This is a genomic window from Paenibacillus sp. 1182 (assembly GCF_017833915.1).
GTDB lineage: Bacteria > Bacillota > Bacilli > Paenibacillales > Paenibacillaceae > Paenibacillus > Paenibacillus polymyxa_D.
The window spans coordinates 232,907-248,730 of record NZ_JAFICR010000005.1; the positions used below are offsets into that span (position 1 = coordinate 232,907).

The 15,824-nt window shown below is 43.2% G+C and carries 9 protein-coding genes; 6 read left to right on the forward strand and 3 right to left on the reverse strand.

Translation table 11 applies throughout. The annotated features are described in order from the left end of the window. Window positions 1-1,282: 1,282 nt before the first annotated feature. Window positions 1,283-5,095, forward strand: coding sequence for a GH32 C-terminal domain-containing protein (locus tag JOD82_RS12505; RefSeq protein WP_069010902.1), 3,813 nt, complete (start codon window positions 1,283-1,285; stop codon window positions 5,093-5,095). A gap of 82 nt (window positions 5,096-5,177) precedes the next feature. On the opposite strand, the gene JOD82_RS12510 is transcribed toward JOD82_RS12505, so the two are convergent. Then, window positions 5,178-5,318, reverse strand: coding sequence for a hypothetical protein (locus JOD82_RS12510; protein ID WP_161626975.1), 141 nt, complete (start codon window positions 5,316-5,318; stop codon window positions 5,178-5,180). Between the two features lie 660 nt (window positions 5,319-5,978). Here JOD82_RS12510 and JOD82_RS12515 point away from each other — a divergent pair. Then, a complete protein-coding gene (locus JOD82_RS12515; protein WP_069010903.1) occupies window positions 5,979-6,221 on the forward strand; it encodes a hypothetical protein in 243 nt (80 codons plus the stop codon). Between the two features lie 240 nt (window positions 6,222-6,461). On the opposite strand, the gene JOD82_RS12520 is transcribed toward JOD82_RS12515, so the two are convergent. Then, complete coding sequence (locus JOD82_RS12520; RefSeq protein ID WP_029515926.1) at window positions 6,462-7,457, reverse strand: carbohydrate kinase family protein; 996 nt, start codon at window positions 7,455-7,457, stop codon at window positions 6,462-6,464. A 22-nt stretch (window positions 7,458-7,479) separates the two neighbouring features. Next, the gene (locus JOD82_RS12525) at window positions 7,480-8,514 is read right to left on the reverse strand and encodes a LacI family DNA-binding transcriptional regulator (protein ID WP_029515925.1); all 1,035 of its coding nucleotides are present in this window, start codon (window positions 8,512-8,514) and stop codon (window positions 7,480-7,482) included. Window positions 8,515-9,020: 506 nt separating this feature from the next. Here JOD82_RS12525 and JOD82_RS12530 point away from each other — a divergent pair. The 4 genes from JOD82_RS12530 to JOD82_RS12545 all read left to right on the forward strand — a co-directional run bounded on the left by JOD82_RS12530 (window position 9,021) and on the right by JOD82_RS12545 (window position 14,108). Then, window positions 9,021-9,905 carry an ABC transporter permease gene (locus JOD82_RS12530; protein ID WP_230584986.1) on the forward strand — a complete coding sequence of 295 codons (885 nt, stop codon included), beginning with the start codon at window positions 9,021-9,023 and terminating at the stop codon, window positions 9,903-9,905. Between the two features lie 14 nt (window positions 9,906-9,919). Continuing rightward, complete coding sequence (locus JOD82_RS12535) at window positions 9,920-10,801, forward strand: carbohydrate ABC transporter permease (RefSeq protein ID WP_013309484.1); 882 nt, start codon at window positions 9,920-9,922, stop codon at window positions 10,799-10,801. Between the two features lie 18 nt (window positions 10,802-10,819). Then, window positions 10,820-12,439 (forward strand): ABC transporter substrate-binding protein, encoded by a 1,620-nt coding sequence (locus JOD82_RS12540; protein WP_029515922.1) that lies wholly within the window; start codon window positions 10,820-10,822, stop codon window positions 12,437-12,439. 97 nt (window positions 12,440-12,536) lie between these two features. Next, window positions 12,537-14,108, forward strand: coding sequence for a glycoside hydrolase family 32 protein (locus JOD82_RS12545; protein WP_081317544.1), 1,572 nt, complete (start codon window positions 12,537-12,539; stop codon window positions 14,106-14,108). Window positions 14,109-15,824: the final 1,716 nt, after the last annotated feature.

Consider the following 15,824-nt stretch of genomic DNA (forward strand, 5'->3'; position numbering starts at 1 on the left):
CTGCTTCATAAAATCTTAAATGATAAACAAAAATTTATTCAAATGTAAATGTGAATGTGGTTTTTAGCTTGAAAACAATTCTTTGATCTTGCATACTGCTAATAAACATTCCCCTCTTATACTACACTACTCTTTGCCTTTTTTGTAGTAAGAGTTAGATAAAAAAGATTCTATACTATTAGGATAAATCGGTGTTCTTCTAAGAAAAGAAAGAGAGCTAGACCCCTTCTCGTGAGGGTTTGCTATCAAGGAAATATATAAACTTAAACAAGTAACAGAGTGAGTGGGATTTTCATTGCTTTTTATTTTTGAAAGCGCTATACTTTTGGTTATATAAATTAATGTTTATAAATATTGATTATAAATGTAAACTTGATGAACAATTAAATGCACAAGTATAAGTACTTTGAGGGTAAGGATGGAGGTAAACTAAAATGAGCTCTGTATAACCGGCTGTGATTTTATTGAGCTTTTCCGCCGGATAGCCAAATTACAGATTCGCTACACAACTCCTAAGACGGGGTCGAAAATTACAAACACTGAGTATTCTGCGGCGGGTCTTGCCGTTCCCGTTGGCTGGGAAACCGATGTCAATGCAGCAGTTTATAGCGAGATTTAAATGGGGTGCTGCGTAAGGATTCCTACTGCTTGTAATATATCGTAGGTACGGGGGGGCGGTGTTAGTGTTTATTCGGAAGGTGAAATTATACATATACTTGTATATCCGAAGAGTGGACAAATGCTGACCAGACGGCATTCTGAAGATGAATTCGTTAACATAGGGACGCCTTGAAGGCCATTGAAGCCAGATGAGAAAAAGGACCACGAGCTGCCGTTGAACCATATCGCATTAGATATGGAAGCCTTCTATATTGCTGGTCCATAAACCCGTGTCATTTTACTTTTGTCAACTCACAAAATTTTTTGGGCGGCGTTATGCAGCTGCTGCTGATTTTCCCGCTGAACCGGTAGGTTGTGCTCCGGAACCTGAACGGTTATTTCAATTTAAGTGCCATCTTGGAGCATAAGGATGAGTATAGTGTTCCACCGGGCTCGGATATTATTGAAAATTAACAAAAAGGGAAAGAGAGAGGGGAGTCGGAGTTTGAACATTCCCAATAGTCTCGTTCAAATCCTAAAATAGAAATCACAAGTTCAAGCTCTATATATTTTATAACAAATTTAATATGCTATCCCGGCCAGTTACTGTGCTGTAACTGGCCGCCTTCTACTTTTTTGGTAGAAGATGATTATTCCGTAGAGTAGAAATGGAGGGTAATCGATGAAAAAGAAATTCAAAGCTGTGCTGCACATCCTCATGGTGATGGCTATTATTATGACTTCATCTGGAGTTTACGCCGCTAGTCCTGATACCGGCTGGGCTGCACGGGCGGAAGGTAACACAGGAAAATCGGAAAAGGAGGGTCTTTCTATTTTTGAAAACGTTATAAATCTAAATACAAATTTGACAGGATGGCAGGTAAAAGGAAATGGCAAGTGGGGAGATGCCGCAGAAGGGCTCCTGCTGACATCTGATCCGCAGGAGGACGTGATGGCCATCTCAGAAACAATAGCAGATGATTTCCTGTATGAAGCCGATGTTATGATCAAGGATATGCAAGCGGATGCTTCTTTGCTCTTCCGTTCCAATGAAGACGGATTGAATTCGTATATGCTTCAAATTGCACCGCAGTCCGGTATTATCCGTTTAAAAGATGCGGGCAGTGGAGCAGGTAAATTAAATGAAGAGCATCCGGTTTCGCTCAAGAAAGGGGAGATCTATCATCTCAAGGTAAAAGCTGAAGGGGCCTCGCTGAAAGTATATTGGGGAACTCAATATAAGCCTGTGATTGATGTTCAAGACAGTTCATACCGATCTGGCCGCCTTGGACTTCACGTCTGGGATGGGTCAGCCTTGTTCCAAAACATAACCGTTAGCGATCTGAAAGGGAATCTGGGTTTGGTACTTGTGAAAAAAGGACAGTGGCAGCCTGACCTCAGCGGCCAAAAAGGAACGTCTGTGAACCAGAGCAAGGCTCAGCAAATCTATAGCAGGCAAGCTGCTGACTTTGTATATGAAGGAACAATCGTTTTCCGCTCCGATGCTGCTGCCGCTCTAGCTTTCCGGTCCTCTACCGATGGAACACGTGGATATGAAGCTACTCTGGTGAAGGAAGGAGAGCAGGTCCGCGTATCGCTGACGAAAGCGGATGGAACTGCAATTGCAGGCTCAGAGCGACCTTATCCGAGCTTAGCGGGGGCGAAGCATTATGTGGAAGTAAAGGCAATGGGTAACCGGATTCAAGTTTTCGTGGACGGTTATACTCCACCAGCAATCGATGTAACGGATCATTCGTATTCAACAGGAAACGCCGGTCTTGTTGTGAAAAAGGGAAGCGCTTACTTTCAGGATGCTTATGTCACGGAGTCTAATAATTATTATACTGAAACCTATCGTCCCCAGTATCATTATACACCGATCCGTGGGTACGCCAGTGACCCGAACGGGTTGGTCTATTTCGAAGGTGAATACCATCTTTTCCATCAGGATGGAGGCACATGGGCCCATGCCGTCAGCAAGGATATGCTGAGCTGGAAACGTCTGCCGATTGCACTTCCGTGGAATGATTACGGGCATATCTGGTCCGGATCTGCTGTGGCGGATGTAACGAATACTTCAGGCTTATTTACGGATTCGGGCGGCAAAGGTCTGATCGCCTATTATACTTCCTATAACCCAGATGGTCCTAATGGCAACCAGCGCATTGGCCTTGCTTACAGCAAGGATCAGGGGCGTACGTGGCATTATGCCAAGAATCGTCCGATCGTGGTTGAGAACCCCGGCAAGAACGGGGAAGAACCGGGGGGATGGGATTTCCGCGACCCTAAGGTGATTCGCGATGACGAGCATAATCGCTGGGTCATGGTAGTGTCCGGTGGTGATCATATCCGGTTCTTTACATCGGCTAATTTGCTGGACTGGACGTTGACCGACAATTGGGGTTATGGAGATTATGTTCGTGGCGGTGTGTGGGAATGCCCTGACCTGTTCCCACTGGTCGTGCAGGAAACGTCAGAGAAGAAGTGGGTTCTCATGATCAGTACAGGGGCGAATTCGGCAACAGGAGGATCGGATTCTGAATATTTTGTGGGAAGTCTGACTGCAGAGGGGAAATTCGTAAATGACAATCCGGCAGGAAAGGTGCTGAGAACGGATTTTGGCAAGGAGTATTATGCATCCATGTCTTTCTCGGACATGACGGATGGGCGCAGAGTGATGTTGGCGTGGATGTCCAACTGGGATTATCCGTTCGCTTTTCCGACTTCGGGCTGGAAGGGGGGACTGACTGTTCCGAGAGAGGTTGCTCTGGTCATGACCCCCGACGGACTCCGTCTCGCCCAGGGTCCGATCAAGGAGATGGAACATCTGCGCAGCAGGCTGTTCTCTGTAACTGACAAGATGATCAATCCATCTTCTCCAAACCTGCTGAAGGGACTTGTTTCTGGAGCATATGAGATTGAAGCCGAACTGGAGATTCCGGCTGGAAGTAACGTAACAGAGTTTGGTTTTAATCTACGTGAAGGTGCGAATCAGAAGACTGTGGTGGGTTATAAGCCAGGCGAAAGTAAATTGTTCGTGGATCGCTCTGCTTCCGGAGCTACGGATTTCTCCAATCTGTTTACCACAAGACATGAAACGGGGATGAAAGCCGAGAACAAGCGGATCCAGATGCGGATTTTGGTGGATGAATCCTCTGTTGAGGTCTTCGCTAATGGAGGCAAGGTGGTTTTCTCCGAGGTCATATTTCCTGATCCGGCCAGTAGGGAGATGAGCTTCTATAATCAGGGTGGCAATGTGAAGATTGTTTCTCTGTCGGTAAACAAGCTTGGATCAGTGTGGAATTCGGATAACGATTCGCCACTACGGATTGCAATGGACACGGGTGACCGTGAACTAGGGATAGGGCAAAGCGAAACGCTGCGGGCGGCAGTGGAGAATGGGCCTGGCAATGGTGTTCACCCGCTGGAGTGGAAATCCAGTAATGCCAAGGTGGTAGGCATAAAGGGAGCCGGCGCTTCTCAGGCAACTCTTATGGCCAAAAAAGAGGGCGAGTCCGTCATTACTGTATCCACCCCAAATGAAAAGGCATCCGCCAGCCTTCTTGTAAAAGTCTCTGGCGGCGAGTTTCATACCAGTCTCAGCGGCTGGACCCCAGATCCGTCAATGGCTTCATGGGTACTCAGCAAGGATGGAATTCGTGGAAGATACTCAAGCGACGCGAATTATATGGCCCAGGAGCAGGCTGGGGATTTTACTTATGAAGCTGAACTGAAGCTTGGCACGTCCGGCGGGGCTGGTTCACTTCTGTTCCGTGCAAGCGAGGATGGGCACAGCGGCTACTACCTGAATCTAGATCCTAACATGAAGTCTATTCGCCTGTTCTACAAAATAGATGGACGATTCGAGGAACGACAGGTTCTGGCGAAAGTCCCGGTCTTCATCCAGCGAGGCCAAACCTATAAAATAAAGATTCAAGCGGAAGGCCCGCATATCGTGGTACATATGGGAGGACTGAAAATAATGGATCTGAAGGATGGGACCTTTGCCGAAGGTCATTTCGGACTTCATGTCTTTGGCGGCTCTGTCTCTTATCAGAATGTAAATGTGACAGGAGGGAAACCGGCCAAGTTGAGGGTATCAAGCCTCGTGAACGTAGCATTCCAAAAATCCATATATACAGCCCGCCTGGCAAATGGCGAAGCAGTTAGTGTACAGGATGCAAATGAAGCCTCGGATCAAAAATGGGTGTTTGTGCCGACCGGAGATGATGCAGGTTCCTATTCCATCCGAACGACCTCCGGACAGGCGCTGGATCTGGACGCGGAGCACAATAAAATTCAGCTCTATTCTTATTTGGGCTACAATAATCAGCGGTGGATTGTCCACAAAAATAGGGATGGTTCGGTTGTCATTATCTCAGTTTATCATAATAGGGCTTTGACCATATCCGAGGATGGTTCAAAGCTTACGTTAGAGACTCCTCCAACGGATGAAATGCGACGAAATAGGTGGAAAGTAAGCTCTGATTTTTAGTTCTATCCTGTAGAAAAGCCCCTTCGCTTGGCGTAGAGGGGCTTTTGGCAAAAGGCGGATTTGTTATTGTGTTCATGCAGCTTCAGCTTACTTCTGTCAGGTTAGGAAAATCAATTTCTTGCTGGTCAGGAAAGCGTCGAGCTTCTTTCGCTTTTCGTATCGCCAGCGAGTGATAGAGACTGAGTGATAGAGACATATGAACAAGACCCGTTGAGATGTCCATGCTGCAAGCACCAGATGTTGCTTGTGGTGATTTGGCATGCCGATTTGGACGGATTTATTATTATGTGCAACGAGAATATAAAAAATCAAAAGAAATGGTGAATAATAAATGATGATAAACCACGAGGCCAAGGGAACGAATAGGATAAAATGAAATGGATTTGTAGGAGCCAAGGGAAAAGAGCTTTAGGTATGGATAGACTTTGTGTGGAATGTGGGACGGAATCGAATAAACCAAACATAACTTAACGATGGGGGCATTATTAATGAATATGGATGATGAGAAATTACTGTAGTGCTTTCAGAATGAGACTTTTCCCCTTGTAAGAAACAATTTTTAGACAGGGGAATGATGTACTTTGAAAATTTCAGATCGAGTATTAAGGCTTTATCTAAATCACATTTGCTTGGATTTGTGGCGGGGGCCTTACGGCGGTAAAAAGCACTATGACTAAGACGAAAGCCTCCAAGTGGGGAGTATTATTCTTCTGATGACCATACCTTTGATTATCAGGGCAAAGCTAACCCTCAGGACCATCCGGCAATTTTAAGTCACTTTATCGATTGGGAGTGGTTTTTCTTAGGTTGTGGGAACGATAGAGTCAATGGTTCTTCGGTCTTTGATGAAAGTGTTGAGTTCATTATTTTAGAGTTATAACAAATGGGTAAAAAGAAGCCCATTATCGTCGATACCTTTATGGAACCAGCATTTTTAAGAGGAATTTCTGCCTACAACCAGGTTTTCTTTGTGTTTGCCGAAGATGGACTAATTCGATCAGAGTATTTAGATCGAGATCACCTGAGAGGCATGGAGGATTTATTTCCTGTTTTATTTGATCCACAATGTACAAGAAGTGAAACACTAAATACAGTTGTTAAAGCTTCAAATCACTACCTACAATAAGCACAGCAATGTGAATTAAAATGTTTTATGAAAACATCTGAGTCAAATAAAAATGGAATATTATCGGCAATCGAAAATATTTTGGTCTGTCTTAAATACAAGGAGCTACTACATAGGATAGTAGTAGTTTCCTTTTGATTAAACTCCCTTGATATGATTTAGTTTCCTCACTTCACTTTCCAAGGAATAACTAAAAAGGTGTCCAGCGACCCTAGGATCGTCGGGACACCTTTGCTGTTCTTACAGTTCGATTTTTGTTTCACCCTGTTGCTCTATGAAATGCTTAACTTCTTCCAACGATGGCAAGGCTGCAATCGCTCCAACTTTAGTGCACACGATAGCGCCGACTTGATTGGCAAGTGTTATAAATTCCTGCTGTTGCTCCCAATCGGAGGTAAATGCCTTGGGCTGACTCAGCTGGCTGATTTGATACAGCATAGCTCCGACGAAGGCATCACCGGCACCGGTAGAATCGATCGATTTAACAGTAATACTGCTGATTAGCGAACGGGAGGTACCGCTTGAGATGAGAGTACCTTCTTTCCCCAAGGTAACTGCCACCGTTTTGGCTCCCAACCCATGCAAAAGATCCAATGAAGCATTGCGGTCAGTCAGCCCCGTAATGATATTTAATTCCTCTTCGCTTACCTTTACGAAATCCGCATTGTGTATTCCTCTTCTGGACAATGTTATAAACTCCTCCAGCCTATCTTTCCAGAGGTCCCCCCGGTAATTGGGATCAAAGGAGGTAAATTGCCCATTGGCTTTCGCTTCGTCCAATAAAGACAAATACGCTTCCCGGAAAGGATCGGCGAGCAAGGCCGTTGCCGAGCCAAAATGCAGAATGGCAGCCTGTCGAGTCCATTCTCTATCAATGTCCTGCAGAGACAGCTGACGGTCAGCTCCGCGGTTGAATACGAAATCTCGTTCGCCGTTAGCGGCAAGGGAAACAAAGGCCAGTGTAGTCGGTGTTTCCGGATCAAAAAGAAGCATGGAAGTATCCACATGCTGCTCCTCCAGCGTTTGCTTCAGGTAGATACCGAAGGGATCAGCACCGATTTTCCCCAAGAATGACGCTTTTCCTCCGAGTTTGGCTACGGCTGCGCTTACATTTGCCGGAGCACCGCCAGCCTGCTTGGAGAAATGCTGACCCTTGGCAAGATTAACATCAATATCCGTGCAGAAAAAATCAATGAGCAACTCGCCCACACAAAGAACCGTTCTGTCATTTTTCACTTTGATTCACCTCTTGGTAGATTTAGTTTAGAACAGGGGTCGAGTCCCGGTATACGATATCCGTTGCAACATGAGTCACTCGGTATGGCATGGTATTGTCTTTGATTCTGGACAATAACATTTCGGCTGAAATAATACCCATCTGACTACTGTAAATATGCACGGTTGTAAGATGAGGCTCGACAACCCGGGATTCCGAAGCATCATCGAACCCGCAGACAGCAACATCTTCTGGGACTTTAATCCCTTTGTTTTTTAAAGATTTGATCACGTTGATGGCAATGAAATCATTGGCGCAAATAAAGACGGAGGGACACTCCCTCAGAGCATCCAACTGCTGTTCCATCCAGTTCTCCTCTATAAAGAAGTTGCGGTCAGGCGCTACAATGCTATGGGCAGGATCTACGGCGATTCCTGCTTCTGCTAAGGCCCTATTAAATCCGGTCCAGCGTTCATTGAAGCTTTTGCAGTGATTGTAATCGCCTACAAAACCGAAGCTTTCATAGCCATGATCGATTAATTTCCGGGTAACACAGTATGTGCTGTGTTCATTTTCCATTAATACCAGATCCGCCTTCAATTCTGGATACATCATATCCGCAGCGCAATCAATAAAAATGGTTGGGATGCAAAGATCTGTGATCAGCTTGCTGTATTCCTTGCTGAACATTTCGATGCAGAAAATGCCAGCCACATTCGAAGGTTCAAAATTGCCGGGTAGGGTCATCGAATTGATATCATTCTCACGGACAAAATAAATGGATAAAGTATAGCCCTGTTTGCTGATTTCCTTCTCCAGTCCGCTGATCAACAAAGATCCAAAGTGTGAGCTATTAGGAAGATTACAGGTCAAAAGTGCGATATTGCCTTGTTTTTCAGAAGCTGTTTCCATATAAGAAAATTGTTTGTATTTAAGCTCCATTGCTTTTTTGACCACCTTGTCCCTAGTAACGGTGGGAATACTCTCCACTCCATTAAGCGCCTTGGATGCAGTGTTTCTGGAAATTCCCAAGGCATCAGCGATATCTTGTATCGTAACCTTTGACTTTCTCGTCATATTGTTCACCTTATTCTCCGAATTAAGATTCTTCATATTTCTAAATATATAGTATTTTCATGTTTTTAACAATGTATTTATTCAAATGAACAATAAAGGTTTACGTTTGTTTATTTATATTGTGTATTTTTGATGTATTTTTGCTAAAAACATTATAATTATCTTGAAATACGCTTTTTGAATGAATTTTTCACCCGAATTATATTGACTAATTAAATGTACATCTGATAAATTGTAAGAGTGAAATATGTTCAAATGTAAATTGTAAGCCCATTCATTTTGGGAATGTGTAAAATTCTCGTTCTGTTGGAGGTGTGGATATTACAAGCAAGTATTTGAAAAACATCTTGGTTAATTATGTCAGAGAGATGACATAACATGGCTTATATTTTGTGTCGTATAACAAGCCGTGAACAGTAGGAGGGAAAATATTGGCAAATTCGATCGTTCAAAAAAGGGGATTAAAGGCTTCAGAAACAAAAAAAAGAAACCATTGGTTAAGCTATATGCTTCGAAATTATATATTGTATTTGTTTCTGCTTCCGTCCATAATTCTTACCGTCATTTTCAAGTATGTTCCCATGTACGGCTCGATCATTGCGTTTAAAAATTTCAGCCCAAGAAAAGGCATCCTCGGCAGCGAATGGGTTGGATTTGAACATTTTCAGCGGTTTCTTTCATCACCAAATTTTTATGACATATTAATGAATACGCTTAAATTAAGCGCTTACGGTCTTATTCTCGGCTTCCCAGTACCCATCATTCTGGCCTTAATGCTAAATCTGGTCAGAGGAGCGAAGTTCAAGAAGAATATTCAGCTTATTGTATACGCACCTAACTTCATCTCGGTTGTTGTTGTTGCCGGTATGCTGTTTGTTTTTCTATCGCCAGCTGGAATAGTGAACGCTTTGGTAACAACCTTCACCGGCAAGCCGATTGCTTTTATGACTGATCCTGCCTATTTCCGAACGGTATATATTTTGTCTGGTATATGGCAAACAGCGGGCTGGTCCTCTATCATTTATGTGGCCACCTTAGCCAATGTGGACCCGCAGTTGCATGACGCTGCAACAATTGATGGTGCTTCATTGATGAAGAGAATCTTCCACATTGATCTGCCAGCTCTTAAACCCGTCATGGCCGTCCTGTTCATTCTCGCTGCAGGAGGTATTATGTCGATCGGCTATGAAAAGGCTTACCTAATGCAGACGGCTCTGAACACACCTACCTCGGAAATCATCGCGACTTACGTATACAAGGTGGGGTTGCAATCCGGCGATTATGCTTATTCTACGGCAATCGGGTTGTTCAATTCCGTAATTAATGTATTCCTGTTGATTTTCGTAAATACCGTCGTCAAGAAGCTGAACGAAGGAGAAGGGCTGTATTAAAGAAGGAGGTATTTATGGATATTCATTACACCGGGAAGGACCGGATTCTGCTCATCATCAATTATATTCTACTTGGTTTGTTTGTTCTCGCTATTCTGTTACCGCTGGTTTATGTGGTGCTTTCGTCCTTTTTAACTCCAAATACCCTGATTACCAAAGGGTTTGCCATTACATCATCAGACTGGACACTCACGGGATATGCCAAAATCCTAAGCAACAGTGCCATGATCCGCGGTTTTTTTAATGCTATTTTTTATTCAGCAGCCTTTGCGTTCGCAACCGTATTATTTTCCGTCTTCGCGGCTTATCCGCTTGCGATTGAAGAGTTGGTAGGGAAACGGTCCATTATGATCTTTTTCCTGATAACGATGTTTTTCGGTGGCGGTCTGATTCCTACCTATCTAGTGATTAAGGATTTAGGCATGTTGAATACGGTGTGGGCCATTATTCTGCCCGGCTCGATCAGCGTATTCAATATTATTCTGGCAAAGACCTATTTCCAGGGGCTTCCCAAAGAGCTGTTCCAGGCGGCGAGTATAGACGGAGCTTCTGAGCTCAGTATTTTCTTTAAAATCGTCCTGCCGCTTTCCAAGCCTATTATTTTTGTTCTAGCTTTATACGCTTTTGTCGGACAGTGGAATTCTTATTTCGACGCCATGATTTATCTGGATGATCCGAAGCTGTTTCCGCTTCAACTGGTACTGCGCTCCATTTTGATACAGAATCAGGTTCAGCCCGGCATGATTGCCGATGCGATGGCACAAGCGGAGCTTAAGAAATTGTCTGAAATGATTAAATACTCTGCCATTGTCATATCAAGTCTGCCTTTGATTGTCATGTATCCATTCTTCCAGAAGTATTTTGAAAAGGGTGTCATGGTAGGTTCGATCAAATAACAAATCGGGGGAATAGAGATGAAAAAAACATTACTAACCTTGTCTGTGTTGGCACTTTCTACTTCACTGCTTGCCGGATGCGGCGGTTCGGGCAATAATTCTGCGGCATCCGAAGATTACAAGCTGGAAAATGTTACTCTGCCGCTTAAAGAGAAAGTTACTTTGCATTTTATGACTCAAAGCTCGCCGCTGGCACCTTCCGATCCAAATGAAAAGTTGATTTATAAAAGACTGGAAGAAAAAACAGGGGTGCATATCGATTTTACCAACTTCACCTCCGATTCCTTCATTGAAAAAAGAAACCTTGCTGTTGCCAGTGGAGATCTTCCAGATGCCATACTGGATGCCGGATATTCCGATTACGATTTGTTGAACCTCGGAAAGGATGGAACTATTATCCCTTTAGAGGATTTGATTCAAAAATATATGCCCAATCTGCAGAAGGTATTAAAGGAAGCGCCTGAGTACAGATCCATGATAACCGCACAGGACGGGCACATTTATGCCTTTCCTTGGATTGAAGAACTGGGTTCTGAGAAGGAGAGCATTCATTCTGTAAACGACATGCCATGGATCAATGTGGAGTGGCTGAAAAAGCTGGGACTTAAAATGCCAAAAACCACCGAGGATTTAAAAAAAGTTCTGCTCGCATTTAAAAATGGCGACCCTAACGGAAATGGCCAAGCGGATGAAATCCCGCTGTCCTTTATGCTCAATAACGGCAATGAGGACCTGAATTTTCTGTTCGGATCATTCGGTCTTGGGGACAACGGCGATCATACGGTAGTGACCAATGAGGGGAAAGTGGTCTTCACTGCCGATCAGGACGGTTACAAAGAGGGGATTAAATATCTTAATGAGCTGTATAAACTGAACCTGATCGACGAGGAATCATTCGAGCAGGATTATAACACGTATCTAGCCAAAGGTCAGAGTGAAAGATATGGCCTCTACTTCCAATGGGATAAGGCGAATATTTCAGGAGACAACGATAAATATGAACTGATGAATCCGCTCGCCGGACCAAGCGGTGAAGTCAATGTGACCCGCACGAACAATCTCGGCTTTGACCGGGGGAGAATGGTGATTACCAGTGACAACCAAAATCTCGAGCTTACGGCAAAATGGATTGACCAGCTGTATGATCCTATCCAGTCCGTGCAAGACAACTGGGGTACCTACGGCGACAAAACTCAGCAGAACATTTTTGAATACGATGAAGCGAGTCATATGCTGAAGCATCTTCCGCTTAAGGGAACGGCCCCTGTCGAGCTACGGCAAAAAACGAACATCGGTGGTCCATTAGCAATTCTTGACGAGTATTACGGAACGGTTACGACTAAGCCCGATGATGCAGTGGGACGGCTTAAGCTCATGAAGGAAAGACTCGTTCCTTATATGAAGGCTGACCATAATTTCCCGAAAGTCTTCTTCTCTCTGGAGGATCAGAAGCAGATCTCCACATTGGAAACCGATTTGTTTGCTTACGTTAACCGCAAGCGGGCGGAATGGATCAAGACGGGTAAAGTGGAAGAAGAATGGGCCGAATATAAAGCCGAGCTGTCCAGACTGGGGCTAGATAAATGGCTGGAAATCAAACAGAAAGGCTATGACAGATATCTCAAAGATCAAAGCTGAAACATTTAAATGGTAGTATTTCAAATTCATTTGCAAACGAGCAACTCAAATTATTATGTTAAATACCTTATCAACAATCAAGAGGAGAGCGGATACTATGAAAGAATTAAACCTAACGGACGACTATAGCGGCAGAAAGAGAAAAAGTAACTATAGTGAGACGTACAGGCCTCAATTTCATTATTCACCGGAGAAAAATTGGATGAACGATCCCAACGGCATGGTTTACTTTGAAGGAGAATACCACCTGTTCTACCAGCATACGCCCCATGATACGCAGCCTGATTTTGGCAACATGCATTGGGGGCATGCGGTAAGCAAGGATCTAGTGCATTGGACTGAGCTTCCACCAGCGATTCCACCTGGGGAGGACGGAGCGATCTTCTCGGGGAGTGCGGTGGTGGATAAGAACAATACCAGCGGATTTTTCAAAGAGGAAGGATCAGGATTGGTGGCCATTTATACAAATGAGGGCAACAAGGCTCAGCCTGGAAAACCGCAGGTGCAAAGCATTGCTTACAGCAAGGATAAAGGTCGAACCTGGACAAAATATGAAGGTAACCCGGTTTTATTTCCAACGGACACGCTAGACTTTCGTGATCCGAAGGTGATTTGGCATGATGAATCATCAATGTGGATCATGGTTCTTGCCGTAAGGGACCGTGTAGAATTTTACACATCTCCAAACCTGAAAGAATGGTCTTTTGCAAGCGAATTCGGTTCCGACATTCCACATATACACCGAGGGATATTTGAATGTCCTGATATATTTCGAATCCAAGTGGATGAGGATCCTAATACCACGAAGTGGATTCTGATGCTAAGCGTCGGGGATAGAAATGGTGTGAATCCAGACGATCCGGAACCACCGGCAGGCGGTTCTGGCATGATGTATTTTGTAGGCAACTTTGACGGTAAGTCGTTCACGCCAGATGAAGCGTTGGAATCCATCGATACTATCAAATGGGTAGACTATGGATCAGACTTTTACGCGGCCGTGTCCTGGAATGGCATTTCGAACGAAGACGGACGAAAGATTTGGATCGGCTGGATGAATAATTGGCGTTATGCTACCACGCTTCCTTCAAAGGAATGGCGTGGCAAGACATCAATTCCCCGGGAGCTACAGCTAAGGACTTATCCCGAGGGACTTCGCCTAATCCAAACACCCATAAATGAATTAAGTCAGCTAAGAAAACCGATTTTGTCTCTACAAGACTTGACGATTAAGCCAGATATGAACGTGTTGTCTGATATTTCCGCAGCCAAGGCAGAAATTATTGCAGAATTTGAAATCGGTACTGCTATGGAATTCGGGTTTAAAGTACGGAAGTCCGCCAATCAGGAGACGATCATCGGATATAATATCTCGAATGAGGAATTGTTCGTCGATCGGACGAAGTCGAGCGCCACTGATTTTCATTCAGATTTCACAGCAATACACAAGGCCACTATGAAGCCAGAGCATGAGAGGATACAGTTGAGCATTTATCTGGATTGGTCAAGTGTCGAAGTCTTCGGCAATCATGGAAAAACAATCATTTCAGACATGATTTTCCCGGACTTCGAAAGTAAGGGACTAGAACTCTACGCCATTGGTGGAGAACTGAGGGTCGTGTCGCTTCAGATCAATGATCTGGTAAGCATTTGGGGAAATGAGAATGTTTAGACAGTAGTTATGATTATCATTCCAATTGAAACGTTCTTACAACAGAACCCGTTAAGCAGCGGCTTGATTCGACGAAATGGTTACAGCCCGATTGCTTATATCCGTATCTAAACTGGTCTCCAAAACTAATTAAAGTATTATCTTATGCCTGGATACGTAACCTCCCGTCGGCTCACAACCGTACCGGGGGTTCGTATCCTTAGAAGTTAGCAGAAATCGAAAGACTAACACGGAGAATTTCATAATATAGTTTTACAGTGGTAAGAGGGCGTAAGAATCTTTCCTTGCATCTTACCTATAATAATATGATGATTGACAATAAGATCATATTCTTTTCCCAAGGGGGTACCTAGTTCTTGTTCTCAGTTCGGGACAAGAACTTGCAGTGGTTATGAAGTCGCCAATTTGGCGGCTTTTTGTTTTACAGATAAATGATATTGTCTCGTGTTAAGACAAGGGCAATTAAGCGTTTGAATTAAAATAATGGGGCTGGGTATGCTAAATTAGCAAATATGGAATTTCTTGATTTTCATGAAAGGGTGAGACCGTCATCATTCTGCAAAAGGTACTAACTTATCTTATTAAACCGGATATATGGTTAGGAACTTTTTTCCCATTTGCTCTTCCGTTTGGAGTATCAAGAGTATTTCAATGGTTGCATACAGGGAACGGGAGAAATTTACACTGGTTCAGCTTTGATCAAAAAAAGTTTCATGAAACAAGAAATACCTCAACTAGTCGTTCCTTTTACAGCAGATCTAAATCAAAATTTGCTGGTGATGAAAGAAATCATCGGGCATAACTCAGAGAGCCTCTGAAAAGAAATATTACTAAAGTTGAAACTGAAAGAAACCATCTGGCTAGACGTGAAGTTGAACTGTTGAAAGAGATAGATACTCTTAGAACGCAAAGAACAGAATACAGAAGAAAACTAAGAGCTAGATCCAAAGAGTTTGGGGCAGTTTTACAGTTCAGTCACAATTCCTAAGTTATTAACCCTTCTCGATGAAAGGCCTAAGCTTAGCAATGTGTTTGCATTCTATCAGTTAGATAAACTCAATAGAAGGTACAATAAACTAAAATTAGCAGCTAGAGAGGTATTAAAACAGGAAAGAATAAAAAGACTACGTGATGAAGCTTATAAGGAGAAAATGGCTGCTGGCTATAAAAAAGTTAACGGATATATCGTAAGTGATGAGAGATGACTGGTACCTCTATGATCCAAACAATATTGTATACCTCATAACAGACTCAAAAATTAAATTAATTGAAGATTTACCAGCTACTGCATCTTTGTATTTAATGATGGAACTGCATATGTTTTTTATATCCATTTTGAAACGGAGAATAAAAAAGAAAATGAGAAGTATATTGTAGCGATCGGTGAAGGATTAACCGAGATTCATAAATATATGTTGAACAAAGAAAGTTGCCAACCGGCATTTTTTGTGCCCTTTTTTGTATCTTTAGGGTTACTCGATGGTAAAATAATGTATACAAGTGGATGTATTTTTATGCATTTAAGCAATGTGGATATTCTCATTAATTATGACACCACACAGTGAGTAACGGTAATAATTGAGACTGATTTGGTTGATAACCGAGACATTTTTGGGTATATGTTTGAGACATTTTTAAACCAGTAGAAACAAAGCCCCTTGTTTCTATTGGTTTTTTGTGTTTCTATTTACTCTATATATCCTATAAATGTTAACA

Excerpts from the sequence above, each read along its gene's own strand:
- JOD82_RS12505 (WP_069010902.1), top strand. The coding sequence starts at position 1,283 with ATGAAAAAGAAATTCAAAGCTGTGCTGCACATCCTCATGGTGATGGCT.
- JOD82_RS12510 (WP_161626975.1), bottom strand. The coding sequence starts at position 5,318 with ATGGACATCTCAACGGGTCTTGTTCATATGTCTCTATCACTCAGTCTC.
- JOD82_RS12515 (WP_069010903.1), top strand. The coding sequence starts at position 5,979 with ATGGGTAAAAAGAAGCCCATTATCGTCGATACCTTTATGGAACCAGCA.
- JOD82_RS12525 (WP_029515925.1), bottom strand. The coding sequence starts at position 8,514 with ATGACGAGAAAGTCAAAGGTTACGATACAAGATATCGCTGATGCCTTG.
- JOD82_RS12530 (WP_230584986.1), top strand. The coding sequence starts at position 9,021 with ATGCTTCGAAATTATATATTGTATTTGTTTCTGCTTCCGTCCATAATT.
- JOD82_RS12535 (WP_013309484.1), top strand. The coding sequence starts at position 9,920 with ATGGATATTCATTACACCGGGAAGGACCGGATTCTGCTCATCATCAAT.
- JOD82_RS12540 (WP_029515922.1), top strand. The coding sequence starts at position 10,820 with ATGAAAAAAACATTACTAACCTTGTCTGTGTTGGCACTTTCTACTTCA.
- JOD82_RS12545 (WP_081317544.1), top strand. The coding sequence starts at position 12,537 with ATGAAAGAATTAAACCTAACGGACGACTATAGCGGCAGAAAGAGAAAA.